Source organism: Cohnella rhizoplanae, from assembly GCF_948329515.1.
Classification (GTDB): domain Bacteria; phylum Bacillota; class Bacilli; order Paenibacillales; family Paenibacillaceae; genus Cohnella; species Cohnella rhizoplanae.
Window position 1 is genome coordinate 887,853 of sequence record NZ_CAOJCN010000001.1, and the last position, 24,643, is coordinate 912,495.

The following is a 24,643-nucleotide window of genomic DNA, read 5'->3' on the forward strand; positions in this document are numbered from 1 at the left end:
TGAAACCATGAAATTTTTCATCGATACCGCGAACCTGTCCGACATCAGAAAAGCGTACCAGGTCGGCGTCCTGTCCGGCGTCACGACGAACCCTTCGCTAGTCGCCAAAGAAGGCGTTAAATTCGAGGACCGCATCGAGGAAATCCTGAAGGAAGTGCCGGAGGTCGAATCGGTATCCGCCGAGGTAACCCCCGACGCGCTGACGGCCGAAGAGATGATCGCCCAGGCGAACGAACTGATCAAGATCAACAATTACGACAAAAACATCACGATTAAGCTGCCGATGACGCTCGCGGGCCTCGAAGCCTGCCGCTACCTGACCAAGAAGGGCGTCAAGACGAACGTCACGCTGATCTTCACGGTCAACCAGGCGCTGCTCGCCGCCCGCGCCGGCGCGACTTACGTATCTCCGTTCCTCGGCCGCCTGGACGATATCTCCGAAGACGGCGTCCTGCTCGTATCGAAGATCGCGGAGCTGTTCCGCATTCATAACCTTGATTCTCAGATCATCGCGGCTTCCGTGCGCCATCCGGATCATGTGACCCGCGTCGCGATGGCCGGCGCGCATATCGCCACGATTCCTTTCTCCGTCATCGAACAGCTCGCCAAGCACCCGCTCACCGAGCAAGGGATGGAGAAGTTCGCTGCCGACTGGAAAAAAGCGGTCCAATAAATAGAGAGAGCATGACATTCGGGAGGATGGGGAACGATGAACAAACAACAAATCGGCGTAGTGGGCCTGGCCGTCATGGGCAAAAACCTCGCGCTGAATATCGAAAGCAAGGGCTTCTCGGTCGCGGTGTACAACCGTTCGCCGGAGAAAACGAAGGAACTGCTCGAGGAAGCGAAGGGTAAGAACTTCGTCGGCGCGTACAGCGTCGAAGAGTTCGTGCAATCGCTGGAGACGCCCCGCAAGATTCTGATCATGGTCAAGGCCGGCAAGCCGACCGACGATACGATCGAACAGCTGCTGCCTTACCTCGATCAGGGCGATATCCTGATCGACGGCGGCAATGCCTACTTCCCGGACACGCAGCGCAGGAATAAGGAGCTGCAGCAGAAGGGCTTCCGCTTCATCGGCGCCGGCGTATCGGGCGGCGAAGAGGGCGCGCTGCATGGTCCGGCGATCATGCCGGGCGGCCAGAAGGATGCGTACGCGCTCGTCGAGCCGATCCTGACCGCGATCTCCGCCAAGGTGAACGGAGATCCATGCTCCACGTACATCGGCGCGGACGGCGCGGGACACTACGTCAAGATGGTGCACAACGGCATCGAATATGGCGACATGCAGCTGATCGGGGAAGCTTACCACTTGCTCAAGGACGTGCTCGGACTTGGCGCCGGCGAGCTGCACGAGATTTTCACCGAGTGGAATCAAGGCGAGCTGGACAGCTATCTGATCGAGATCACGGCCGATATCTTCTCCAAGACCGATCCGGAGACGGGCAAGCCGATGGTGGACGTCATCCTCGACTCGGCGGGCCAGAAGGGCACGGGCAAGTGGACGAGCCAGAGCTCGCTCGACCTGGGCGTGCCGCTGTCGATCATCACCGAATCCGTCTTCGCCCGGTTCCTCTCGGCGATGAAGGAAGAGCGCGCAGTCGCCAGCCGCAAGCTGACCGGCCCGGAGGCACAGCGCTACGAAGGCGATCCTCGCGAGTTCATCGAGGCCGTCCGCCAGGCGCTCTTCGCCAGCAAGATCGCTTCTTACGCGCAAGGCTTCGCGCAGATGCGGGCCGCATCCGACGCGTACGGCTGGGATCTGAACTACGGCGGCATCGCGATGATCTTCCGCGGCGGCTGCATCATCCGCGCCGGGTTCTTGCAGAACATCAAGGACGCATACGACCGCGATCCGGCCCTGCAGAACCTGCTGCTGGACGAATACTTCGGCGGCGTCGTGCGCGACTATCAAGGCGCATGGAGAAAAGTCGTAGCGACCGCGGTGACGCGGGGTATACCTGTACCGGCCTTCGCTTCCGCGCTGGCCTACTACGACAGCTACCGAACGGAACGCCTCCCGGCGAACCTGCTGCAAGCGCAGCGCGATTACTTCGGCGCGCATACGTTCGAGCGGCTCGACCGCGAAGGCAGCTTCCACTTCCAGTGGATCGGCGGCCAGCAACAATAAACGAACAGCAAAAGGCCCGTTCCCGGTTGAAACGCCGGGAACGGGCTTTTTTGCCTTTATCCGGACAGAAGACGTTTATTCTTCGATTCCCTCGATCAGCACAAGATACTCGTTCGACCGCGCCTCGCCCGTATGCGCCCGCCCGTTCAGCTCGAACGCATAACGGGCCGTCATGTAACCTTCGAGCGACTCTTCTGCCGTATTCTCCGGCACGACCACGCGGTAGGCGACTGCGCAGCTCGCGCCAGGCGCAATGATACCGAGCGCCACCGATCCGTCCAGCACGAGCGCCGTCGGCCATCCGTCGACCCGGATACCGTAGCCCGAGAGCCTGACGCCGGCCGGGAGCAGCCCTTCCAGAATGACGGATGCCGCGGCATTGCCCGCGTTGCGCACCTCCGCACGGAAGATCACTTCGTCGCCGGGGTAGACCTCGGGAGGATCGGCTGCCACCTTGACGGCGAACAGGGGAGAGACGATGCGGGTCGCGACCGTATTCGAGGCGACCGTCGCCCGTACCGCTCGACCGTCGTTCAGGCGGAATGCGTAGGTCAGCTGCGCCTCGTTCGTATACGTCGGCAGCGACTCTCCCAATCGTGCCGGGATTAGCGCCTGTAAGACGATCAGCGCCCGGCCCTCGGGCGCGACGGTGCCCAGCGGAATGCCGGCTTCGGGCGACGCGTCCGCGATGCGGATCCCGTTCACGCTCGCGCTGCCCGGGACGAAGCGCAGGCCGGCAGGCAGAAGATCCAGCAGCGTTCCCTCGATGGCGATGCGAGAGGCGTTATAGACGATCGCCGTGTACGTGATCGTATCGCCCGGCGCCGCCTGTCCCGGGTTGGCCGACATCGACAGCGATACCGCCGGCCTGACGACCACGACGTCCGCCTCGTTCGTCGTGACGACGCCTGGCGTTCCCGCTGCCGCGTATCGGACGATCGCCTCGAGGGGCAGTACGGTGCCGTTCGGCAGGTCGCCGACCTGACCGGCGAACGCGACGACGGCGGACCCGCCGGCTGCGAGCGACCCGACCGCGATACCCGACGCGGGAGAGGCGGCGGGCGACCGCACTTCGTCGACCGTGACGCTCCCCGCCAGAAAGGTCAGCCCCTGCGGCAGCGCCGCGGAGACGGTGACGCCAGTGATCGGCTCGGAGCCTTCGTTCGTCACGACGACGTCGTAATAGACGATATCGCCCGCGAACGTCTGGCTCCATCGGGTACGGATCGCCGCCGATACCTTTACGCCGATGACCGGGATGGTCACCTCGTTGGATATCGTTTCGCCGCGGGAGATTCTCCCTTCAGGCGTCGCGAAGGCGAATGCGGCACGCGCCGAGTTCGAGATCTCGCGCGATTCGGGAATCGCGGTCACGATGAGCTGAAAGGACACCCGCGCTTCTCCGCCGGGCGCGATATCGCCGAGCGGGATCCCGGAAGGGGGATCCGCGCCCGGGAGCGGCATGCCGTCGCGCAGGACGGAGTTGGAGACGATCGACGTGCCGGCCGGCAGCGCATCGTACAAGGTCACGTCGGCGGCCGCATTGCCTGCGTTCGACACGATCAAGCGATAGACGATCGTCGAGCCGAGTTCGGCCTGCCTCGCGTCCGTCTCTTTGCGCACGGAGATTGCCGGACCGTACAGCGGTATCGATACGATGTTGGAGTAAGCGGCGGACGGATTGCGACCCGACGTGAACCGGACATGCGATTGGTTGCGCAGATACGGATCCGGCAGGAGCGGCGTCATATCGTCACGACCCTCACCTGGAAGGTAACGGTTACGGCCGCGCCGGCCGCGATCGAGCCGACCGCGATGCCCGTGTTCGGGTTAGCCCCGGGCCTCGGGCTGCCGTCGACGGTGACGGTGCCGTCCACGAATACCGTGCCGAGCGGGACGGGGTCGACGATCACGACGTTGCTCACGGTGGCGATCCCGTTGTTGGCGACTACGATCGTGTAAGTAATTACGTCGCCTACGATGGCATCGACGGCATCCGTGCTCTTCGATACGCTAACGTCGGGCGAGGAAACGGGGATGACCAGCGTATTGGATACGGCGCTTCCCGTAAGCACGCGGCCGTCCGGCGGCGAATACGTGTAAGTCGCGGAGGCCTGGTTCGACAGCTGCTGCGGCGACGGGAGCGCGTCGACGGTCACTTGGAGGGTGACGGTCACGTTGACGCTGGCGCCCGGAGCCACCAGGCCGACGGCGATGCCCCCTGCGGGATTCGCGCCAGGCTGCGGCACGCCGTTGACCAGGACGCTGTTCGGTACGAACGCGGTGCCGGCGGGGATCGTATCCGTGAGCGTCAGATCGGCTGCCAGATTGCCCGTATTGGTGATATTGATACTATAGAGAACCGTATCGCCGACGGTCGCGTTCGTCGTATCCGCGGACTTCAGCATGACGATGATCGGCTGATAGACCGGCGTGACGACGGTGTTGGAGAACGTCGTCGCGGAGAACGCGCCGGAAGTGAAGCTGACGGAAGCGCGATTGCTGAGCGAATCGGGCACCGGCAGCGAAATGACGTTGACCGTGTACGAGACGATCACCGAAGCCCCTGGCGCGATCGAACCCAGCGAGATGCCGGCTTCGGGATTGGCGGCAGGACGCGGCACGCCGTCGACGACGACGGTGCCTGCGACGAAGGTTGACCCGGCCGGCGTCGGATCGTTCAGCAGCACGTTGTTCACCGTCTCGATGCCGTTATTCTGGATCGCGACGGTATAGACGAGGTTGTCGCCCACGACGACATCGGCCGCGGATGCGATCTTCGCAACGCCGACGTTCGGCGAACTGACCGGCACGGCCAATTGGTTGGATACGAAGGAACCGCCGAAGGTCCGACCGTCGGGCAGCGTATAGACGTAGGTGGCCGATGCCTGGTTCGACAACAATTGACCGGGCGGGAGCGTGCCGATGACGACGGAAAAGACGACCGTAGCCGACGTGGCAACGCCAGGGACGAGTACGCCGGCGGAAGGATCGGCGCCCGCGACGGGTTGACCGTTGACCAGCACGCTGTTCGGCACGAGCGACGTTCCGGCGGGAATGTTGTCCGTTACCGTGATATCGGCCGGATAGTTGCCCGTATTGGAGATCGCGATCGTATAGGCGACGGTGTCGCCTACCGTGGCGTTCGCGGTGCTCGCGCTCTTGGCCGCCGACAGGATCGGGATAAATACGGGCGTCGTGACGGTGTTCGAGAAGGTGACGCCGGAGAACGCGCCGGACGTAAACGATACCGTCGATTGATTGACGAGGGTCTGTGACGACGGCAGCGAAGTTACGATCACGTCGAACGCCACCGTTGCGGTCGTGCCTGGCGCGATCGTCGCGATGCTGACGCCGGTCGCCGGATTCGCGGCGGGACGGGGGACGCCATCAACTGTCAGCGAACCGGGAACGAACGCCGTGCCGGCCGGGAAGGGATCGGTGAAAATGACGTTGCTAACGCCGGCGATGCCGTTGTTCGCGATGACGGTCGTGTACGTCACCGTATCGCCGAGCGAGGTCGTCGTCGTCGGCGTGCTCTTGAACACGGCGATATTCGGCGCGGATACCGGTATCGTCACGACGTTGGACACGACGGACCCGGTCAGCGTGCGCGTATCGGGGAGCGTGAACGAATAGGCCGCGGTCCCTTGATTGACGAGCTGCTGCGGCGACGGAAGCGTGTCGACGACGACGGAGAACGTGACCGTGCGGGTTCCGCCGGCCTCGATCGGGCCGAGCGCGATGCCGGTCCCCGGGTCGGTCCCCGGGATCGGGAAGCCGTCCACGATGACGCTGTTCGGCACGAAGACGGTACCCGCGGGCAGGGTGTCCGTCAAGGTCGTCGTCGCCGGATAGTTACCGGCGTTGGATACGGCCAGCGTATACGTCACCGTATCGCCCAGCGTTGCGTTCGCCGTGCTGGCCGACTTCGCCGCCGAGATGACAGGCTGGAAGACGGGCGTGAGGACGAGGTTGGAAAATGTCACGGCCGAGAAAGCGCCTGAGGTGAAGCTGACTGTAGCCTGGTTGCCGATCTGGGCGGGGCTCGGCACCGAGACGACGGTCACGCTGAACGCGACCGTCGCCGTGCCGCCCGGCGCGAGCGATCCGAGCTGGATGCCGCCGGACGGAGACGCGGCGGGAACGGGCACGCCGTTCACGAGGACGCTGCCCGTCACGAACGCCGTGCCGGCCGGAATCGCATCGGTAAAGAGAACGCTGGTGACCGGCGCGATGCCGCTGTTTAACACGGTCACGGTATACGCGATCGTGTCTCCGATCGCGACGGATACAGATGGCGTAGCCTTCGAGACGGCTACGTTCGGCGAGGATACGGGAAAGGTAACGGTATTCGACGTCACGTTCTCGATGATCGTGCGACCGTCCGGCGGCACATAAGTTAGGACGGCCGATGCCGTATTGGAGATCTGCTGCGGAGACGGGAGGGAGGTTACGACGACGGCGAAGGTGACGACGACGGTCTGCCCGGGCACGACGATGCCGATCGGTATCGGCGTGCTCGGGGAAGCGCCAGGCTGCGGGACGCCGTCGACGATGACGCTGTTCGGCGAGAACGTCGTGCCTGCGGGGATCGTATCTGCGACGGTCACGCTTGCGCCGAAGTTTCCCGAATTCGTTACGTTTACCGTATAGATGATCGTGTCGCCGACGGTCGCGTTGCTCGTGCTCGCGCTTTTGACGAGCGCGATCTGCGGCTGATAGACGGGCGTGACGGTCGTGTTCGAGGCCGACGTGCCCGAGAAGACGCCGGAGGTGAAGCTGACCGTCGATTGGTTCGTGATCTGAGACGGTATCGCCATCGTGATTATCACCTCGAATGTGACGGTAGCCGAGGCGCCGGGGGCCAAGGCTCCGATTGAAATGCCTGCGGACGGATTGGCCGACAGCCTCGCGGCGCCGTCCACGCGCACGCTGCCGTTCACGAATGAGACGTTGGGCGGCAAGGCGTCGCTGAATACGATATTGTTTACTGTCGCGATCCCGTTGTTCGCGACCACCGCGCCGAACGTTAGGGTGTCACCGGCGATGGCCGTGGCCGGCGCGACTGATTTGACTACGGTTACGTTAGGCGCCGAGACCGGAACGGACAGCGAATTGGACGCTGCCGAACCCGCGATCTGCCTGCCGTCCGGCAGCGCATACGTGAACGATGCGGACGCTTGATTGTCCAGTCGTTGAGTCGGCGGCAGCGCGTTGATCGTCACGACGAAGCTGACGACGACCGTCTGCCCGGGACCGACGGTCAATGGAATACCCGTGGAGGGACCGACGCCTGGCGTCGGCGTATCGTCGATCAAGACGCTGTTGGTCTGAAACGCTAGATAGGGTGGGAGAGGGTCTGTAAGGGTCGTTTGCGCCGCCGCGTTGCCGGTATTGGTCACAGTCACGAAATAAGTGAACGAGTCCCCGACGATCGTCTGCGACGCGCTCGCGCTCTTGACCAGCGTGAGCGCGGCTTGGTACACGGCGGTGACGAACGGCGGGGATGCCGACGTGCCTTGAAAAGCGCCGGACGTGAAGCCGGCGGTCGCCTGGTTGGCTAGCTGGGCCGAATTCGGCAGCGAAACCACCGTCGCTTGAAAGACCACGGTCGCCGAAGCGCCCGGGTTCAACGTGCCCAAAGGGACGCCGGCGAACGGATTGGCGGAGGGCGAGGACACGCCGCCGATCGTCAGGCTGCCCGGGACGAACGCCGCGCCGGCCGGAACCGAATCGGTGAGAACTACGTTCGTTACGGGAGAGATACCGTCATTGGCTACGACGATCGTATAGACGATCGGATCGCCGACCGCCGCGTTCGAGAGATTCGCGGACTTCGACACGGTGACGTTCGGCGCGGAAGCCCCGATCGCGACTGTATTCGAGATCGCTGCGCCGGCAAGCGAGCGCCCGCTCGGCAGCTGGTACGTATAGCTCAATGCACCTTGGTCCACCAGCGTGGGCGGAGACGGGAGCGAGCCGAGCAGCGTCTGGAAGGTAACGGTCACGGTTGCGCCGGTCGCGATCGCGCCGAGCGGGATACCCGTCTGCGGAGAGGCCGACGGCTGCGCCGCGCCGCCTACCGTGACGCTCCCGGGGACGAAGCTCGATCCTGCCGGAATATTGTCGGTCAACGTCGCCTGGGCGGCCGAAATGTTGCCTGTATTGGAGACGTTCAGCGTGTAGAGGATCGTGTCGCCGACCGTCGCGTTCGTCCGGTCCGCGCTCTTCGCGACGGTCACGATCGGCTGGTAGACCGGCGTCGTCGCCGTGTTGGACAGCGATTGTCCGTTGAATGTGCCAGAACTGTAGGACACCGAGGACTGGTTGCTTAACTGCGCCGGGTTCGGCAGCGAGACGACCTGCACCTGGAAGGTCACGGACACCTGGGCACCGGCCGCGATCGTGCCGATCGCGATGCCGCTGGCAGGCGCCGCGGTCGGTCGGGATTGCCCGGCGACGGCGACGCTGCCCGTCACGAACGTGGTCCCGGCAGGAATCGCGTCGGAGAGAATCGCGTTCGTGACCGCCTCGGTGCCGTTGTTGGTCACGACTGACGTGTAGGTCATCGTCTCGCCTACCGCGACATCCGCCAGACTCGCGCTCTTGACGACGGCGACGTTCGGCAGCGCGACGGGAACGGTGACCGTGTTGGACGCCGCGGAGCCGGATACGGTTCGCAGATCGGGCGGCTGGAACGTGTAGTTCGCCGTCGCTTGATTGACGAGCTGCGATTGGGCAGTCAGCGCGTTGACCCGTACTTGGAAGGTTACCGTGGCCGTAGCCCCGGCCGCGATCGTGCCGATCGCGACGCCCGCTGCGGGATTCGCCCCGGGGACGACGGCGCCGTTCAGACGGAAGGTGCCCGCTTCGTACGCCGTGCCCGCCGGGATATTGTCGAAGAACGTCGTCGTCGCGCCCGTATTGCCCGTATTCGAGACCGAAACCGCGTAGGTCACGAGACTGCCGACCGTCGCGTTCGCCGAGCTCGCGGACTTGGTCATCGTCAACACGGGCGAATAGACGGGAATCGTGTAAGTACTGGATGGAATGACGCCCGTAATGACCGGTCCTCCCGCTACGCTCTGGAACGTAAATGCCGCGTTCGCGATATTAGACAGCTGCTGCGGGCTCGGCAGCGACGTGACTCTTGCCTGGTAAGTTGTCGTAACCGAAGTGCCTAGCGCCAGCGAACCGAGCGATACGCCGGTCGTGATGTTTAGGGTCGGCCGCGCGACGCCGGCCACGACCACGCTGCCCGCGACGAAGGTCGCGCCGGGGGACAGGGCATCGGTCAGCACGACGCTGGCCGCGTTGGCGGTGCCGGTATTGCTGACGGTTACGGTGTACGTGACGATGTCGCCGACGATCGGTCCCGTGACGTTCGAACTCTTGGATACAGAGATCGTAGGCGCGTTGATGTTGACCTGTATGGCATTTCCGTTCACGACGTAGGCGTCGCCGGACGTCGTCAGGCTGAGCACGGCGGACGATTGGTTGTTCACGAGACGCGCCGATATATCGACGTTGGTGATATCCCAGCCTTGCCTCCCGCCGACGATATTTGTGCCCGGCGCGCCGTTAGTCTGGTTGCGGGAGCCGAACGTGCCCGTCGTGTTCAACTGTCCAAGGTCGTTGTTGATCTGCGAGGCGAAGAAGTTCGCCGCGAAGTTATTCGGTCCCGACAGCGCGACGAGCGTAGCGGCGGTCGGACCGAACAGGGCTTGGTCGCCCGTCCGGTTCGCGTCGCCTTCCTGCGCGCTGAACAGCGCCCGGCCGCCGAGCGCGCCGGTGATCGGCGTCGCGAAGCCGGTCAGCGTCGTATTCACCGGGCCCGAAGCGGCCTGGACGAGCACGGCCCCGGCGCGGAGCGACATATTGCGGAACGGAAGGTTCGGGTTCTGGTATATAACGCCGAGCGTCCATCCCGCATGGTTGGCCGTGCCGTCGCCAGGGATGACGATCGTGCCCACGACGCCTCCGGTCGCATAAGTGCCGGCACCCCCGGCCTGAACAAGCGAGGTGACGTTGTTCGACCGTACATAGGCGAACGCGCCGCTGCCCAGGTCGACGGAATTGCTCGTGGCCGCGTCGGGCGATACGCTGAACGTGCCGGCAGGCGTCGTAAAGCTGACGGGGTTATTAATGGCAGCGCTCAGATTGACGTTGCCGTTGATATAGCTGCCTGCCCAGATCAGCTCCGCATACAGCACGGAACTCCCGGCCGGCAGGACGAGGACGGCGGCTGAGCTGTTATTCAGATAATTGCTCGTCGTTCCTACCGGGTAGGTGCCGAATTGCGATGCGGCATTGGTCGAAGTAAAAGCGCCGATACTGTCCTGCGTACCCGGCACGCCCGCCGTATCGGACCGGCTTAGACCGAGCGTATTGCCGGTGAACGTGATGGCGCCCGTCGCATTGAAGGTCGCCCGGACGATAAGCGGAATCGGTAACACCTCCTCCTTGCCGTCATTCGCGCGGCACCGCTCCGCGATATGAGGCGTCGAGTTCGCATGATCTCAACTATATGAGGGAGGCGAGGAAGAATTGTTCGTCCTGCGATAATTTTATCGCTTTCCGCCGGAGGAGACGACGTAGTCGATGAACCGCTTGGCCGCGGGAGAGAGATAGGGGTCTTTTCGCCATTTCAGTCCGATCTCCCACTGCCAGTCCGAATCTTCGATCGTACGTAAATTCCGCGATCGAATTCGCGGGCAAAAAAGTATTGCACGGGCGGTACGAAGGGGATGGGACTGGCGATCGCGCAAAGGCTCAAGGCTGCTGGCGCGGACATGATGACGACGGCGCGGACGGTTCCGGACGAGCGGGACGGTTCCCACGATATAAGAGGGCATAGAGAACGGGCGGCTGCAGCTAGCGCCACCTTAGGGATGGCCTGCAGCGAATACTTGTTGGAGATAACGGACGGATGCTGTCTCCGCTTCGCTCCGCAGCACGATCTCCGGATAGAACCCGCGCAGACGCCGGTAGATGCGTATACTTGCCATAAGCGCCAGATAACAGCTCCGAGCATCATATTCAGGCACGGTCTGTATCAATTCCTCCGATTCCGCATTCGCCGCAAATTCGATCTTCCTCACGCCCCTGGGCGGGTACCCGCTCGCTTTTAGAATCAGGGGACCCAGCACGGCGCCTCTCAAAAAAGTAATCGTATCGATGGTCTCGTAGAGCTCTCCCCGACCTAGCTTAGCGGCACTGTAGTGAATCCATACCCAGAAGCGGTCCTCGATCCACTGTATATCCGCTTCGGGGCGAACGGGTGCGGTTCCGGTTAATATTTGGGATATTTCCTCTTCCCTTTCCCATAGCACGATCGGATCTTCGATCCGGTCCTCCAACTCGGACGGCATTAAGAACTTCAAGTCTACATGCAGCAGCGGATCGTCGTACAAGCAGATGACGAGTCGGGGCTCTCCGACATGTTCTCCCGTAAATCCGGATAATAGATGGCCGAGCCCGGAGGCGATATGGATTCGTCCGGTCATGACGTCGTCCCGATAGTCAGGATCGTAAACCAAGATCAGATCCAGGTCGCTGTATTCGTCCATGGTGCCGTCCAGCATCGATCCTCCAGACAGCAGCCCGAGCATGCGTTTGTCTCCCGATAATGTCTTTATCACGCCATCGATGAATGGATCGTATACGGAAATCCCCATCCTATTCGCCCCTTCCGGAATCGCCTCATAAAAATGGGCATTACGCCAAGATATCACTTCTTTACATCAAATTCAACGATTGATTCAATCTCCGCGAAAGTGAATATAGCTGAATTTCCCGATTTTCGATTATAATCGAGTAGTTATGACAATATTTGCATACGGTCCAGGAAATAAGTCCCGGTCGCGTCGCGTATATCAAAGGAGTGGGACCATGTTTCGCAAGTGGGGAATATTCGCGCTTGTATTTTTTCTGATCGCGGTGCCGGTATCGGCATCGTTCGGCGGCATCGCGAACGCGGCCGTATCGTCGCGCATCGCCGTCATTAAGGTGCTGAGCGGCGACGTTAACGTTCAGAAGGCGGGCGGCGCCAAGACGTTCAAGGCGTTCGCGAAATTAAGCCTGAACCAGGGGGATAAGCTCATGACCGGGAGCGACGGGACCGCCGAGCTCCAGTTCGCCAACGGTACGTCGGAGGATGACCTGTTCAGCGTGGGGAACAACGCGACGCTCGCCTTTTCCAAGCTATCGGACAAGAAGGGGACGGTCACGCGGGTCAGCATGCTTAAGGGAACGGCCTGGGTGGACGTAAAGTCGATCAAGAGCAAGGAGGACGACTTCCGCCTGGAGACGCCGACCGCGATCATGGGCGTACGCGGTACGGCTTTTTATGCCGCGGTCAACCCGGCGTCCGGCTCGACTACGACGGCCGTCCTGTCGGGCGTCGTTCAATTCGCCAAGACCGGAAATGCTGCCTTCGGCGGAACGCCGCTGAATCTGTATCCCACGCAGGAGATCACGGCGCAGCAAGACGGCATGCCGGTCTCGTCCGAGCAGGTACGGCTGGTGAACATCGGCGAGCTCGTGCAAGGGATGCAGCCCGAGGTCGTCGCTTCGCTGCTCCGAAGCAAGCAGAAGATCGACAGCGAGAACCGGGAGATGCTGGCGCGCTACGAGCGGGACAAGCTGCCGTCGTCGCTCGGCGCAACCGCGGATGACTTGGCCCGGTTCAGGCGCAATACGAGCGATCTCGTCGGCGTCTTCGCGAAGCAGGCCGTGGCGCAGAATAAGCTCGATCTCGATCGGCTCAAGCAGATCGAGATCGAGCTTCAGGCGGCATTCAATCTGGACAAGGCCGAGCTGCAACTGACCGAAGCGGACAAGCTGAAGCAGGAAGCGGCCAAGCAGCGGGAGTCCGAGGCGGTTCAGAAACAAACCGACGATCATGCGGCTAGGCTGAAGGCGCTGCAGGACATGCTGCCCGATCAGCTGAGGGCGATCGAGGCCGCGAAGCAGGCGCAGTTGGACGCCAATCAAAAGGCGGCGGCGGAAGCCCGGGCGAAGGCGGAAGCCGAGCTGCTGTCGCAGCTGAACGAAGCGCAGAAGGCGCAGTTCCAGGCAGACAAAACGGCGAATGCAACGCCGACCTCGACACCTGCGCCGGCAACGACCATGCCGTCTTCGTCCGAGAGCAGGCTGGCGGCGCTCGAGTTGTCAGGCGCGACGCTGAGTCCGGCTTTCTCGCGGGATCGGCTCGCTTATACGGCGTCCGTCGGCAGCGGCACCGCCCGCGTCGAGGTCCGGCCGGTGCAGCTCGAAGCGGGCGCGACGCTCGCCGTGAACGGGGAGGCGCTCGCGGACGGCAAAAAAATGGTGGCGTTGGAATATGGCGCAAACAGCATCGACATCCAAATCGTCCCGCCGGACCGGTCGCTCATCCGCCATTATATCGTCTCGATCACGCGCGAACTGCTCGGCGTCGCCGACATCGGCATAGGCGCAAGCAGCTTGCAGCTAGATTTCGCTAGCGGCAACCCGGCGACGCCGATCGACGTACCCGCCGATGTCCAGGCGCTGGATCTGAAGCTGAATGCGCCCGAGGCGCCGGAGATCAAGGTCAACGGCACGGACGTCCCCGCTATGCCATCGATCGCCGGTTCGCAGACGACGGATGCTGCGGACACGGCCTGGCATTTCAGCATACCGCTCCAGACCGGCACGAACGCGATAAATATCAAGGCGAAGGCCGGAGGCAAGACCAAAACCTATACGCTGTACGCACACCGGTTGTCGCTCAATACCGGCCTGTCCAGTCTGATGATTAAAAGCGCCGACGGCCAGCGCAAGTTCTGGGCGAGCCCCGTTCAGAACGAGATCGGCAAGTTCAAGGTGATCGTACCCGCCGCGATGACGGAGGGTCTGCTCGACTTCTGGCCCGGAGACAGCCGCTCCACGCTCGAGTTGAACGGGAATGCCTATCGTTTCGGACAGTCCGCGCCGGTATCGCTGACATCCGACGTCAGCCAGCTGACCCTGTCCATCCGCTCCGAGAGCGGAACGACGGCCACGTATGAGCTGGTGCTGGATCGGATCCCGTTGGGCAGCGGCGGCAGCGCGGCGCTTGGCGGCGTCCGGTTGATGGAGAACGGTTCGACCGGCGCGCTCCTGACGCCCGATCCCAATCTGCGGATGTTCTCGGACGCACCCGTCACGCAGACCGGCGTCACCTTCACGATTTCGTTCCCGGACAACGATCCTTACTGGCGGTACTTGTCGGTGCATCGCATGGACACGGACGAGGATGTCTATCCCAACCCGAGCAACGGCTGGTATACAATACCGCTGAGCGCAACGGGCGATACGACGATCGAATTCCGGCTCCGATCAGCCGACCAGACCGCATCGAACACGTACGTCTGGATCATTAAGAAAGTCATTATGGCCGAGCCGTCAGGCTGGGAAGTCGTCGCAGGTCAACCATTGGCCGGCCAGCTGGCAGGCAGCGATCCCGCAGGATTGCCGCTCACCTATGCATTGGTCCCGGGAAGCGGACCTGCGTTCGGGTCGCTATCGCTGAACGCCGACGGCTCGTTCGACTACCAGGCTGCGTCCGGCGCTGTGGGGGCCGTCCGCTTCGACTATACCGTCTCCAACGGTGCGGACGTATCCCAGCCGGCGACCGTGACGATATTCGTCAAGCGTCCGGAACCGGCGCTGACCGGACTGACGCAGTGGCGCTTGTCCGCGAACGGTACCCAGGCGAATCCGTATTACATGGGTCAGTCGACAGACCCGCAAGAGGACGGGGCCTTCGTATATGCCAGGTACATCGATACGCTGCCTGCGCCCCTCGACTTAACGTTCCAGCTCGACAGTTCTGTCACGGAAGCCAGCTTGTCGTATGACGACAGTCAGAATGCGCATCGTACCGTCGACATGATGAACGCTTCCGGGAGCATCGTCTTGACGAATCTCAAGTACGGGCTAAACAAGGTCCTTATCGATTATCTCCGCGACAATGGCGACGGAACGACCACGCGTTACAAACTTTTATTGAAGCTTTATATGAATACGTTATCCCTGTACGTTCCACAGGCGCATGCGAACGGGGCGACGGTGCCGATGTTCTCTGCAGGCATTAAAGCGTACACCGCCATCGTACCCGCCGGTACAGGCGAGATTCGTCTGCAAGCCGAAGCCGCAGATCCATACAGCAGCTACCAGATCTTATCCAACGGAACGCCGGTCAGCATAGACGGCAGCGAGTATCCGATCGGGCTGTCCGACGGCTGGAACCGAATCGCCATCCGTTTGAGCCGGTTAGGGCTCGGCCTCGACGTTGACGAGTACACGATCGATATCTATCAAGGCGATGAAGAGCCCTCCGGCTATTCGCTTAGCGTATCGGGTACCGCCGTCCCTGACGGCTCCGCAGTCGGTTTTACGCAAGACGCTGACCTATTCACGCATTGGCATGGCCAGGCGCCATCCGGATCGACCGCAGTCATGCTGGAGCCGGCGGCGGATATGGCTAACACCTATATCGGCGGTGTATACCTGGTCAAAAACGGCGCTTGGGAGTGGGTGAATCCCACTCAGCCGGGGTCCGGCATTTTCCCAATCCCGCTTGAGAGCGGCAATGCCCGCCTGTACGTGTTGTTGAACATGTATGGGAGACCGCCGCTCGTATACGAGATCGAGGTCTCAAATTAAGCAGAACCTTATAGCCGTCTAGCCACAGCCGCCGCTTCCTTCAGTCAGGAAGGGCGGCTGTCTGCCGTCGAGGCGCGAGGATAAATCGTTGTCGTTTTGGATAAATTACCTCCGTTATCCAGGAGGTTGATCCCGATGGCTTTGTCTTCCGATACCAGCGTCCGCTTTACGAGTATCATAGCGCTGTTGCTGCTCTCGACCGGGATGATGTCCCATGTCATCGTCATGCCGATCCTGCTGGAAACCGGAGGGCGCGACGCTTGGATCACCGCGCTGATCGGCGGCGCGGCCATCACGCTGCTCGTACCCGCTCTTGCCTACATTATGAAGACGGCAAACAGGGAACCTATTCCGACCTGGCTCGCGCGCCATGTCGGCGGTTGGACGGCACCGCTGCTTCGGATTGGCGTATTCGCATACTGCTGGGCGCTTTGCGCCGTCACCTTCGTGGATACGATCGCTTGGATCAAATCGGTCGTGCTCCTTCAGACCCCAGTTTGGTTTCTTTGCTTATTGCTGATCATCCCCTGCGCCTGGGCCGCGCTCAGTCCCTTGCATGTGCTGCTACGCGCTTCGGCGCTGCTGCTGCCGCCGGTCGTTTTATTCGGTTTTTTCGTCGGCGTCGCCAACATGCCCCGCAAGAACTATTCCCGTCTAACGCCGCTGCTCGAGCACGGAGCCCTGCCCGTCGTGCACGGATTGCCGTACGTACTGAGCGGATTGTCGGAGATCGTTCTCGTCCTGTTCATCGCCCACCATCTACGCCGACAACCGGGAGGGGCCGGCTTGCTGCTCATATCCTGGGTTCTTGTCGGCTTGACCGTCGGTCCGTTGCTCGGCGCCATTTCCGAGTTCGGTCCCGAAGAATCCGCCATGCAGCGGTTTCCGGCTTACGAGCAGTGGTCGCTTGTGCGAATCGGCGATTACGTGGAGCACGTCGATGTCCTGTCCATTTTTCAGTGGATGGCCGGCGCCTTCGCGCGCATTTCCTTTACGTTGTCGATCATCGGTTCGATCGGGTTCCGTCAGCCTTCGGCCAAAAAGGTCCGAGCAGCCGTGATCGCCGCCTCGATCACGCTATGCGCAGCGGCCATGATCCCCTACAACGATGCCATCTTCTTAGATATATTAAGATTTGTTTATTTTCCATTCACGCTTACGATGGCGGCTACGTTCGTCTTCGGTCTGACGATCGTCGCTGCGGTCGCGCGCAGGAGGCAGAGGAGGCGGGGAGACGTATGAACGAGGAGCGATTGCCGCTGGACGAGCAGATGCGAAGACTAAGCGGTTGCAACGCGGATCTGACCGCCGAACGGCATGAGATCGATGGCAAAAAAATCGAGATCTACTACCAGCAGGCGATGGTCGACAAGCTGCTCCTTCGCAGAGCAGCCGAGTGTCTTGTGTCGAGTTGCGCAGAGGGTAGGCAGCAGCTCGACGGCTTTCAAACCGCAACGGGCGCATCTTCCGTTCCGACAGACCCTACGGCCGCTGAGTTATCGCGATTGCTCTTTTCCGGACAAACGTTGTTCTATCTGCCTTGGGTCCCGGCGGCTTATGCCGTCGGCACGGCCAACCCGCCGCAGCGTTCGCCGGAGGATTCGTCGCTCGACCCCGCCATACGCGGCGCAAGGGACGGCTTCGTCGAAGAGCTCGAGACGAACGTCGCGCTTCTCCGTAAGCGGTTGCCTATGGATCGCTTGCGCGTCGAATACTTCGCCATGGGAGAGACGGGAAACCGGATCGCGCTTGTCTACGTGGCGGATCGCTTGCGGGAGGAGACGCTGCGGCTGGTCCGCACGAAGCTGGAAGATCTGCGCCATACGACGATCGAAGGGGGCAGCGCTAGATTCGAGGATCTGCTGTTCGGCCGCTCGTATTCCATATTTCCGCTCGCGGACACCACGGGTCGCTCGGACTTCGCGACCGAGAAGTTGCTGAGAGGCCGTTTCGCGCTCTTGATGGACGGCACGCCGACCGCGACGATCGGACCGATCACGCTCACCGAGCTGGCGATCAGTCCGGAGGATGCCTACTATCCTTATTTCGTCGCGACCGCAGGGCGCTGGACGCGTTACGTGGGGTACTGGTTATCGATTTTGCTGCCCGGTTTTTACGACGGTCTGCTCATGTACCATCAGGAGCAAATTCCATTCCGGCTGCTCGCGACCATCGGCCTCGCGCGGACCGGCATCCCGATTCCCGCCGTGATCGAGATGCTGATCGTCCTGTTCCTGCTCGACCTCCTCCGGGAGGCGGGCTCAAGGCTGCCGCAGGCGGTCGGCAATACGATCACGGTGGTGGGAGGCATCATAATCGGTCAAGCGGCGCTTCAGTCGGGCGTGCTGACGCCCTCCATGATGGTTATCGCGTCGTTGTCGTTCGTTGCGGGATCAACGCTCGTCAATCCGAGCCTGCAGGGCACGGTCCGGATCGCGCGTCTCTTCGTGCTTCTGATGTCCTCATTGGCCGGTATGATCGGTTTTATGGCCGGGCTGCTCCTGTTCCTCGTCTACCAGATGCGCCTGGATTCGTTCGGCGAGTTGTATGCGGGTTCCGTGGCAGACTCCCGTTTCAAGGTCAATCTAGGCGTCTTCTGGAGGGCGCCCTTCCGGCGGACCGGTCTCGCGTCCCGGCAGGGACAGGGGGAGGATGATGTATGAAGGCGACCGCGGTACGGCGCCGATTCGCCATCTTGATCGGACTCCTCCTGCCTGGCTTACTGGCCGGCTGTTGGGATGCGGAGGAGGTTCAGACGCTGAACTACATCAGCTCGCTTGGCGTCGATTATAAGGATGGCCAATACGATGTTTACGGGCAAATGCTGGATTTCGGCAGCATCGCTAAGGTCGAGGGACCGCCGTCGAAGGCGCAATCATGGGTCGGTCATGCCCGATCCTTCTCGGTTGCCGACGCAGGACGGATGATCTCTGAGACTTCGCAGCGGAAGCTGTATCTCGGTCATATCGTCTCCGTTGTTATGACCGAGGAGGCGCTGCGATCGGGCAAGCTGCCCCATATCTTGGATGCGATGCTTCGGCGAACGGATACGAGATACACCAAGTGGTTTTTCGCTACGAAGCAGCCGCTGGACAAAATTCTTTCGGCCAAAGCGTTTTTTAACAGAAGCTCGCTTGAAACGACCCTGAACGAACCGATCCGGAGCTACAACCAATTTTCCGTCACGAACCCGATCTATATGAACGATCTGGTCGCCGACCTGCGCGAATCGAACTCGGTCGTATTCGTGCCCGAGATCTCCCTGGACGAGTCGATCTGGGCGCAGGACGACAAGCCCTTCGACACGCTCGTGCGCAAGGGGGCGTTCGTGCTCGAAGGAAATGCGTACCGCGGCTATCTCGACCATAAGACGATGATGCGCGGGAGGTGGACGGAACCGTCGTACAAGCAGTCCCAATTGGCGATCGGCAGCGCGGAGGGCGGTATGGCTACGTTGCTGCTGGCCCGGCAAAAAATAGCGTATAAAATTGACGAGGCAGGAGGTCGGCCGAGTTTCACGCTCCGGATCCGGCTTGCCGGCCGAATCCTGAACATGGAGCAAGAACAAGCTGCCGACAAGCTGGAGCGCCTGGCCGAGGAGCGGGTGAAGGCGGACATTCTGTCTTTCTACGACAGCGGTCTTCGGATTCATGCCGACGTGCTCGGGCTCGGCCATCGTTATTACAAGAACGACCCCCACAAATGGAAAAAGGCCGCGGTGGGCGGCCGTCTTCCCATCCTCAAGCCGACGCTGTCCGGCGTCGAGGTGACATGCGAGCTGCGCGATACGGGCAGCTATAAGATGAGGAAGTCGTAGAGATCCGATTGTACAATCCGTCATCCCGTATTCGCAGCATTCCTTGCCGGATTAAGCGACGGTCTGCACGAACGTCTCGATCCGCGCCTTGATAGCGTCACGTACCGTGCGGAACTGCGCCAGGATCTCTTCCTCCGTGCCGGTCGCCTTGGCCGGGTCGTCGAAGCCCCAGTGCCACTTGACGACATCCTCGTTCGAGATGACGGGGCAGTGCTCGTCCGCATGGCCGCACAGCGTGATCACATAGGTCGCCCGGTTCAAGAGCGCCGGATCGATCACGTCGGAGCGATTGCCGCCGATGTCGATGCCGGCTTCCGCCATGACCCGCACGGCGCGGGGATTGAGTCCGTGCGCCTCGAGACCGGCGCTCCTCACCTCGTAACGGTCGCCGCCGAGCGCCGTCAGGAACCCGTCCGCGATCTGGCTGCGGCAGGAGTTGCCGGTGCAGAGGAAGTAGACTAACGGTTTGTCGTTCATATTCGATCGCTCCTTACAGATGAGATAGGGCCGTTCGTTATGCGATGATTCTAAGCCAGAGATAGAGGCCCGCGAGCGTAATGAACAAGACGGGCACGGTGAGTACGATACCGGCCTTGAAGTAAGCGCCCCAGGTGATCTTCACGCCTTTGCCCGAAAGCACGTGAAGCCATAGCAGCGTAGCGAGCGATCCGATCGGCGTGATCTTCGGACCGAGATCCGACCCGATGACGTTCGCATAGATGAAGGCCTCCCGCACGATGCCCGTCGGCTGGGCTTCCTGGATCGCGAGCGCATTGATCATGACCGTCGGCAGGTTATTCATGACCGAAGAGAGGAGAGCCGCGATAAAGCCCGAGCCGACAGCGGCAGCGAACAAGCCCCGTTCGCCGACCCACGCGAAAACGTCGCCAAGCTCGTCGGTCAATCCGACGTTGCGAAGGCCGTAAACGACGACGTACATGCCGATGGAGAAAAAGACGATGGCCCAAGGGGCGTCCTTGACGAGCTTCCAAGTTTCAACCTCGCGGCTCTGTCTGGCCATCAGCACGAAGATCAGGGCGGCTGCGCCGGCAATCGCCGATACGGGCACGCCGATGTACTCGCTGCTCAAGTAGGCGACGAGAAGCACCGCCAGGACGGCCCAGGAAACTTTGAACATGCGCAGGTCCTTGATCGCCTCGGCCGGCTTCCTCGCCTGGCTCCGGTCGTAGGTCTTCGGAATGCCGCGTCTGTAATACAGATACAGCACGAGCAAGCTGGCCCCCACGGAGAAAAAGGTGGGCACGATCATGCGGCCCGCATACTCCGCGAATCCGACGCCGAAAAAGTCGGAGGAGACGATGTTCACCAGGTTGCTGATGACCAGCGGCAGCGATGCCGTATCGGAGATGAACCCGCTCGCCATCACGAACGGCAGGATCATGCGCTCGTCAAACTTGAGCGCCCGTACCATCGCGAGGACGATCGGGGTGAGGATGAGCGCCGCTCCGTCGTTCGCGAAAAAGATCGAGACCGCAGCGCCAAGCAGGACGACGTAGACGAACATCACATTGCCGTTGCCGCCAGCCGCCCGGGCCATATGAAGCGCGGCCCATTCGAAAAAGCCGATCTCGTCCAGCACGAGCGAGATCAGGATGATCGCCACGAAGGTCAGCGTCGCGTTCCAGACCATCCGGGTCACGTCGCCGACGTCCGCGAAGTCGACGACGCCGCAAGCGAGGGCGATCAGCGCGCCGCCGCAGGCGGACCACCCGATGCCTAGTCCTCTTGGCTGCCAGATGACGAATAAGAGCGTAATCAAAAAAACGATCAGTGCGAGCGCCAGCATAAATCCTCCTAGGTTACGTACATGCTTGCGGTTTTGCGGCATCGATCTGCTTTTTCATGGAAGGCAGCTGATCGATGACCGGCTTTAAGTACGGCTTGTCTTCCACGTCCAGCGAATAATAGATCCATTGGCTTCGGCGCGTCTCGCGGACCAGGCCGCCGCTCTTCAATTTTCTCAAGTGCTGGCTGACGTTGGGCTGCGTCGTCGCGAGAATCCCGACGATATCGCAGACGCACATTTCCTTGTGCTTCAGCAGCGCCAGGATCGTGAGACGGCTCTTATCGGAGAGAAGCTTAAGCGCATCGGACATTTCCTCGATGGACGGCACGGGCGCGACCTCCTTTCCGGCATTCGCCTGCAAAGCGAGCGATATATGCTTACGTCGATATTATATATGCGATCCATTATATAAGTAAACGATTATATGTAATGGAGTCAGACGATTTTGGCGCCAAAAGAACGAGCCAGCAGTACCGCCTGTTCCCGGTCAAGCTTCATGCCGGCGATCGGAAAGGACATGAAATTCACGCCGTCCATCGCCGCGCCTCTGAAGTCGGCGCCCGCCACCTTCGCGTTCGCGAGCAGCGCCATCGTCAGGTCGCCGTCCCGCAGGTCGGCCTTCTCCAGATCGGCGCCCGACAGGTCCGCTTCGTAAAAGCGGATGCCTCGCAAGTCCTGCTTGGCCAATCTGGCATTTCGGAGGTTCGTGTAAGACCAATCGCCTTGAACGATCGTGATGCCGTCCAGAGACGCGTTCGAGAAGTCCGAACCCATCATTTTGCAAGCATCGAACTTCGACACGAACAGATTGGCTCCGCCGAATCGGCAGTTCTCGAACGCGGATTCCTTGTGGACGGAGCCGTTAAGCGCTGCGCCGCGGAAGTCGCAGTCCATGAACCTGCAGCGGACGGACGTCAGTTCCTCGAGCGAGCCGTTCGCGAACGAGCAGCGGCTGAACGTGCAGCCGACGAGTTCCCCGTAGCGGAGATCCTGGGAGCCGAAGCCGATGTCCGCGTATTCTTGATTGCTGTATTGAAACATGATGTATCCTCCGCTTCAGACGATTCGCCTATGTAATCGGTACATGACCGAGACGCAAAACCTCTATAAAATATATCATATGGCTGTCAAGAACCCGGGTCTGCGCGGCGGAAAGTCAAGTCATTTATTTTGCGCCGGCGCGATTCCGGGAAAACCCGCCGTTTCTTATAGCTTCCATCAAAAATCCTTATATTCGGATGTATCCTCTTGGTGCGGCACATGTGGTATAGTTTTCAAAAGGATCATGACGGCCGGCGCGGTCTTCGGCGGGTCCGAAGCCGTCATTAAGTCATTTGAATTATCGTGAGGTGGAGAACGTTGCAATTGCTGGCAACCAACAGTCCGTTCAGCCAGGAGCAGGCCGATCTTCTCAATCGGCTGCTGCCCGGTCTGACCGACGCGCAGAAAATCTGGCTCAGCGGATATCTCGTCGCGACCGCGTCCGCTTCGGGACAGGGAACGGCGCCCGTCGCCGTCGCGCCTGAAGCGCTGCCCGGCGCGGCGCCCGCGGCGAGCAAGGAGATTACAATCCTGTACGGCTCGCAGACCGGCAACTCGCACAACATCGCCAAGAGAGCGGCCAAAATGTTCGAGGAGAAGGGCTTCCAGGTCACCGTCTCCTCGATGAGCGACTTCAAGACGAATCAGCTGAAAAAGGTGCAGCAGATGCTGATCGTCGTCAGCACGCACGGCGAGGGCGAGCCGCCGGACAACGCGATCTCGTTCCATGAGTTCATGCACAGCAAGCGGGCGCCGCGCCTGGAAGGGATGAAGTTCTCGGTGCTGTCGCTCGGCGACAGCTCGTACGAGCTCTACTGCCAGACGGGCAAGGACTTCGATACCCGTCTTGAAGCGCTCGGCGCCACGCGCATCCACGATCGCGTCGACTGCGACGTCGACTTCGAAGAGCCGACGAAGGCTTGGCTTGCCGGCGTGGTCGCGCGCCTGACCGAAGAGCAGGGCGGCAGCGGCGCCGAGGCCGTTCCGTCGGAAGCGTCTGCGGGCGCGCCGGCCGTCCCCGCGGAGTCCGCATACTCCCGCACGAACCCGTTCGCGGCCGAAGTGCTGACCAATATCAATCTGAACGGCCGCGGCTCGAACAAGGAGACGCGCCATCTCGAGCTGTCGCTCGAAGGCTCGGGCCTCGTCTACGAGCCCGGCGACGCGCTGGGCATCTATCCGCACAACGATCCCGAGCTGGTCGATCTGCTGCTCGCCGAGACCAAGTGGGATCCGCAGGCCGCCGTCGTCATCAACAAACAGGGCGACGCCCGTCCGCTGCGCGAGGCCCTGATCGAGCACTTGGAGATCACCGTCATGACGAAGTCGCTGCTGGAGAAGCTGGCGCCGCTGGCGACGAATCCGGATCTTGCCCAGCTGCTCGCGCCCGGCAACGAAGCGGCCGTCAAGACGTACGTCAAGGGACGGGACCTGCTGGATTTCATTCGCGACTACGGCCCGCTGCAGGGCAGCGCCCAGGACGCGGTATCCCATCTGCGCAAGATCCCGGTGCGGCTGTACTCGATCGCGAGCTCGCTGGCCGCCAACCCGGAGGAGGTGCACCTCACGATCGGCGCGGTGCGCTACGAAGCGTTCGGCCGCGCGCGCAAGGGCGTCTGCTCCACGCAGACCGCCGAGCGCCTGGAGGCGGGCGACAAGATCGCGGTATACGTGCAGCCTAACAAGCACTTCAAGCTGCCGGAAGACCCGAGCACGCCGATCATCATGGTGGGTCCTGGCACGGGCATCGCGCCGTTCCGATCCTTCATGCAGGAGCGCGAAGAGACGGGAGCGGCAGGCCCGTCGTGGCTGTTCTTCGGCGACCAGCACTTCACGAGCGACTTCCTGTACCAGACCGAATGGCAGCGCTGGATCAAGGACGGCGTGCTGACGCGCATGGACGTCGCGTTCTCTCGCGACACGGACGAGAAGGTGTACGTGCAGCACCGCATGAGCCAGCATGCGAAGGAGTTGTACGAATGGCTGGAGAAGGGCGCGGTCTTCTACGTGTGCGGCGACATGAAAAACATGGCGAAGGACGTGCACAAGGCGCTGGCGGAGATCATCTCCGCGGAGAGCGGCCGCAGCCTCGAGCAGGCGGAGGAATACCTCGCGGAAATGAAAAAGAACCACCGATATCAACGGGACGTGTATTGACCGCAGACAGAGAGGA

Annotated in this window: 14 protein-coding genes; 7 read left to right on the forward strand and 7 right to left on the reverse strand. The window is 61.6% G+C overall.

The genetic code is table 11. From position 1 onward, the window contains the following. The first annotated feature begins 7 nt into the window (after positions 1 to 7). Positions 8 to 673, forward strand: a complete 666-nt coding sequence (fsa, locus tag PQG80_RS04030; RefSeq protein WP_271749837.1) for a fructose-6-phosphate aldolase — start codon at positions 8 to 10, stop codon at positions 671 to 673. Between the two features lie 36 nt (positions 674 to 709). Continuing rightward, positions 710 to 2,131: an NADP-dependent phosphogluconate dehydrogenase gene (gene gndA / locus PQG80_RS04035; protein WP_271749838.1), complete on the forward strand. Its 1,422-nt coding sequence runs from the start codon at positions 710 to 712 to the stop codon at positions 2,129 to 2,131. A gap of 75 nt (positions 2,132 to 2,206) precedes the next feature. On the opposite strand, the gene PQG80_RS04040 is transcribed toward gndA, so the two are convergent. The 3 genes from PQG80_RS04040 to PQG80_RS04050 all read right to left on the reverse strand — a co-directional run bounded on the left by PQG80_RS04040 (position 2,207) and on the right by PQG80_RS04050 (position 11,745). After that, positions 2,207 to 3,880, reverse strand: a complete 1,674-nt coding sequence (locus tag PQG80_RS04040; protein WP_271749839.1) for a COG1361 family protein — start codon at positions 3,878 to 3,880, stop codon at positions 2,207 to 2,209. After that, complete coding sequence (locus PQG80_RS04045; RefSeq protein WP_271749840.1) at positions 3,877 to 10,590, reverse strand: DUF7507 domain-containing protein; 6,714 nt, start codon at positions 10,588 to 10,590, stop codon at positions 3,877 to 3,879. Before PQG80_RS04045 ends, PQG80_RS04040 begins: the two co-directional genes overlap by 4 nt. 429 nt (positions 10,591 to 11,019) lie before the next feature. Beyond that, positions 11,020 to 11,745: an oxalate:formate antiporter gene (locus tag PQG80_RS04050; RefSeq protein ID WP_334219803.1), complete on the reverse strand. Its 726-nt coding sequence runs from the start codon at positions 11,743 to 11,745 to the stop codon at positions 11,020 to 11,022. A gap of 280 nt (positions 11,746 to 12,025) precedes the next feature. Between PQG80_RS04050 and PQG80_RS04055 the strand changes: the two genes are divergently transcribed. The 4 genes from PQG80_RS04055 to PQG80_RS04070 all read left to right on the forward strand — a co-directional run bounded on the left by PQG80_RS04055 (position 12,026) and on the right by PQG80_RS04070 (position 19,622). Beyond that, positions 12,026 to 15,805, forward strand: a complete 3,780-nt coding sequence (locus PQG80_RS04055; protein ID WP_271749842.1) for a cadherin-like beta sandwich domain-containing protein — start codon at positions 12,026 to 12,028, stop codon at positions 15,803 to 15,805. Between the two features lie 135 nt (positions 15,806 to 15,940). Then, positions 15,941 to 17,047, forward strand: a complete 1,107-nt coding sequence (locus PQG80_RS04060) for a GerAB/ArcD/ProY family transporter (RefSeq protein ID WP_271749843.1) — start codon at positions 15,941 to 15,943, stop codon at positions 17,045 to 17,047. After that, positions 17,044 to 18,468, forward strand: coding sequence for a spore germination protein (locus PQG80_RS04065; protein ID WP_271749844.1), 1,425 nt, complete (start codon positions 17,044 to 17,046; stop codon positions 18,466 to 18,468). Before PQG80_RS04060 ends, PQG80_RS04065 begins: the two co-directional genes overlap by 4 nt. Next, the gene (locus tag PQG80_RS04070; RefSeq protein WP_271749845.1) at positions 18,465 to 19,622 is read left to right on the forward strand and encodes a Ger(x)C family spore germination protein; all 1,158 of its coding nucleotides are present in this window, start codon (positions 18,465 to 18,467) and stop codon (positions 19,620 to 19,622) included. The genes PQG80_RS04065 and PQG80_RS04070 overlap by 4 nt, the downstream gene beginning before the upstream one ends. 51 nt (positions 19,623 to 19,673) lie before the next feature. On the opposite strand, the gene arsC is transcribed toward PQG80_RS04070, so the two are convergent. The 4 genes from arsC to PQG80_RS04090 all read right to left on the reverse strand — a co-directional run bounded on the left by arsC (position 19,674) and on the right by PQG80_RS04090 (position 22,470). Further along, a complete protein-coding gene (gene arsC / locus PQG80_RS04075) occupies positions 19,674 to 20,099 on the reverse strand; it encodes an arsenate reductase (thioredoxin) (protein WP_271749846.1) in 426 nt (141 codons plus the stop codon). A gap of 37 nt (positions 20,100 to 20,136) precedes the next feature. After that, positions 20,137 to 21,429 carry an arsenic transporter gene (locus tag PQG80_RS04080; RefSeq protein ID WP_271749847.1) on the reverse strand — a complete coding sequence of 431 codons (1,293 nt, stop codon included), beginning with the start codon at positions 21,427 to 21,429 and terminating at the stop codon, positions 20,137 to 20,139. Between the two features lie 13 nt (positions 21,430 to 21,442). After that, entirely contained in the window at positions 21,443 to 21,757 is a 315-nt protein-coding gene (locus PQG80_RS04085) for an ArsR/SmtB family transcription factor (RefSeq protein WP_271749848.1), read from the reverse strand. Between the two features lie 107 nt (positions 21,758 to 21,864). Next, positions 21,865 to 22,470: a pentapeptide repeat-containing protein gene (locus PQG80_RS04090; RefSeq protein WP_271749849.1), complete on the reverse strand. Its 606-nt coding sequence runs from the start codon at positions 22,468 to 22,470 to the stop codon at positions 21,865 to 21,867. A 318-nt stretch (positions 22,471 to 22,788) separates the two neighbouring features. Between PQG80_RS04090 and PQG80_RS04095 the strand changes: the two genes are divergently transcribed. Beyond that, positions 22,789 to 24,627 carry an assimilatory sulfite reductase (NADPH) flavoprotein subunit gene (locus PQG80_RS04095; protein ID WP_271749850.1) on the forward strand — a complete coding sequence of 613 codons (1,839 nt, stop codon included), beginning with the start codon at positions 22,789 to 22,791 and terminating at the stop codon, positions 24,625 to 24,627. The last annotated feature ends 16 nt before the right edge of the window (positions 24,628 to 24,643 follow it).

Coding starts and splice junctions, on each gene's coding strand:
- fsa (WP_271749837.1), top strand. CDS start 8: ATGAAATTTTTCATCGATACCGCGAACCTGTCCGACATCAGAAAAGCG.
- gndA (WP_271749838.1), top strand. CDS start 710: ATGAACAAACAACAAATCGGCGTAGTGGGCCTGGCCGTCATGGGCAAA.
- PQG80_RS04040 (WP_271749839.1), bottom strand. CDS start 3,880: ATGACGCCGCTCCTGCCGGATCCGTATCTGCGCAACCAATCGCATGTC.
- PQG80_RS04050 (WP_334219803.1), bottom strand. CDS start 11,745: ATGCTCGGGCTGCTGTCTGGAGGATCGATGCTGGACGGCACCATGGAC.
- PQG80_RS04055 (WP_271749842.1), top strand. CDS start 12,026: ATGTTTCGCAAGTGGGGAATATTCGCGCTTGTATTTTTTCTGATCGCG.
- PQG80_RS04060 (WP_271749843.1), top strand. CDS start 15,941: ATGGCTTTGTCTTCCGATACCAGCGTCCGCTTTACGAGTATCATAGCG.
- PQG80_RS04065 (WP_271749844.1), top strand. CDS start 17,044: ATGAACGAGGAGCGATTGCCGCTGGACGAGCAGATGCGAAGACTAAGC.
- PQG80_RS04070 (WP_271749845.1), top strand. CDS start 18,465: ATGAAGGCGACCGCGGTACGGCGCCGATTCGCCATCTTGATCGGACTC.
- arsC (WP_271749846.1), bottom strand. CDS start 20,099: ATGAACGACAAACCGTTAGTCTACTTCCTCTGCACCGGCAACTCCTGC.
- PQG80_RS04080 (WP_271749847.1), bottom strand. CDS start 21,429: ATGCTGGCGCTCGCACTGATCGTTTTTTTGATTACGCTCTTATTCGTC.
- PQG80_RS04090 (WP_271749849.1), bottom strand. CDS start 22,470: ATGTTTCAATACAGCAATCAAGAATACGCGGACATCGGCTTCGGCTCC.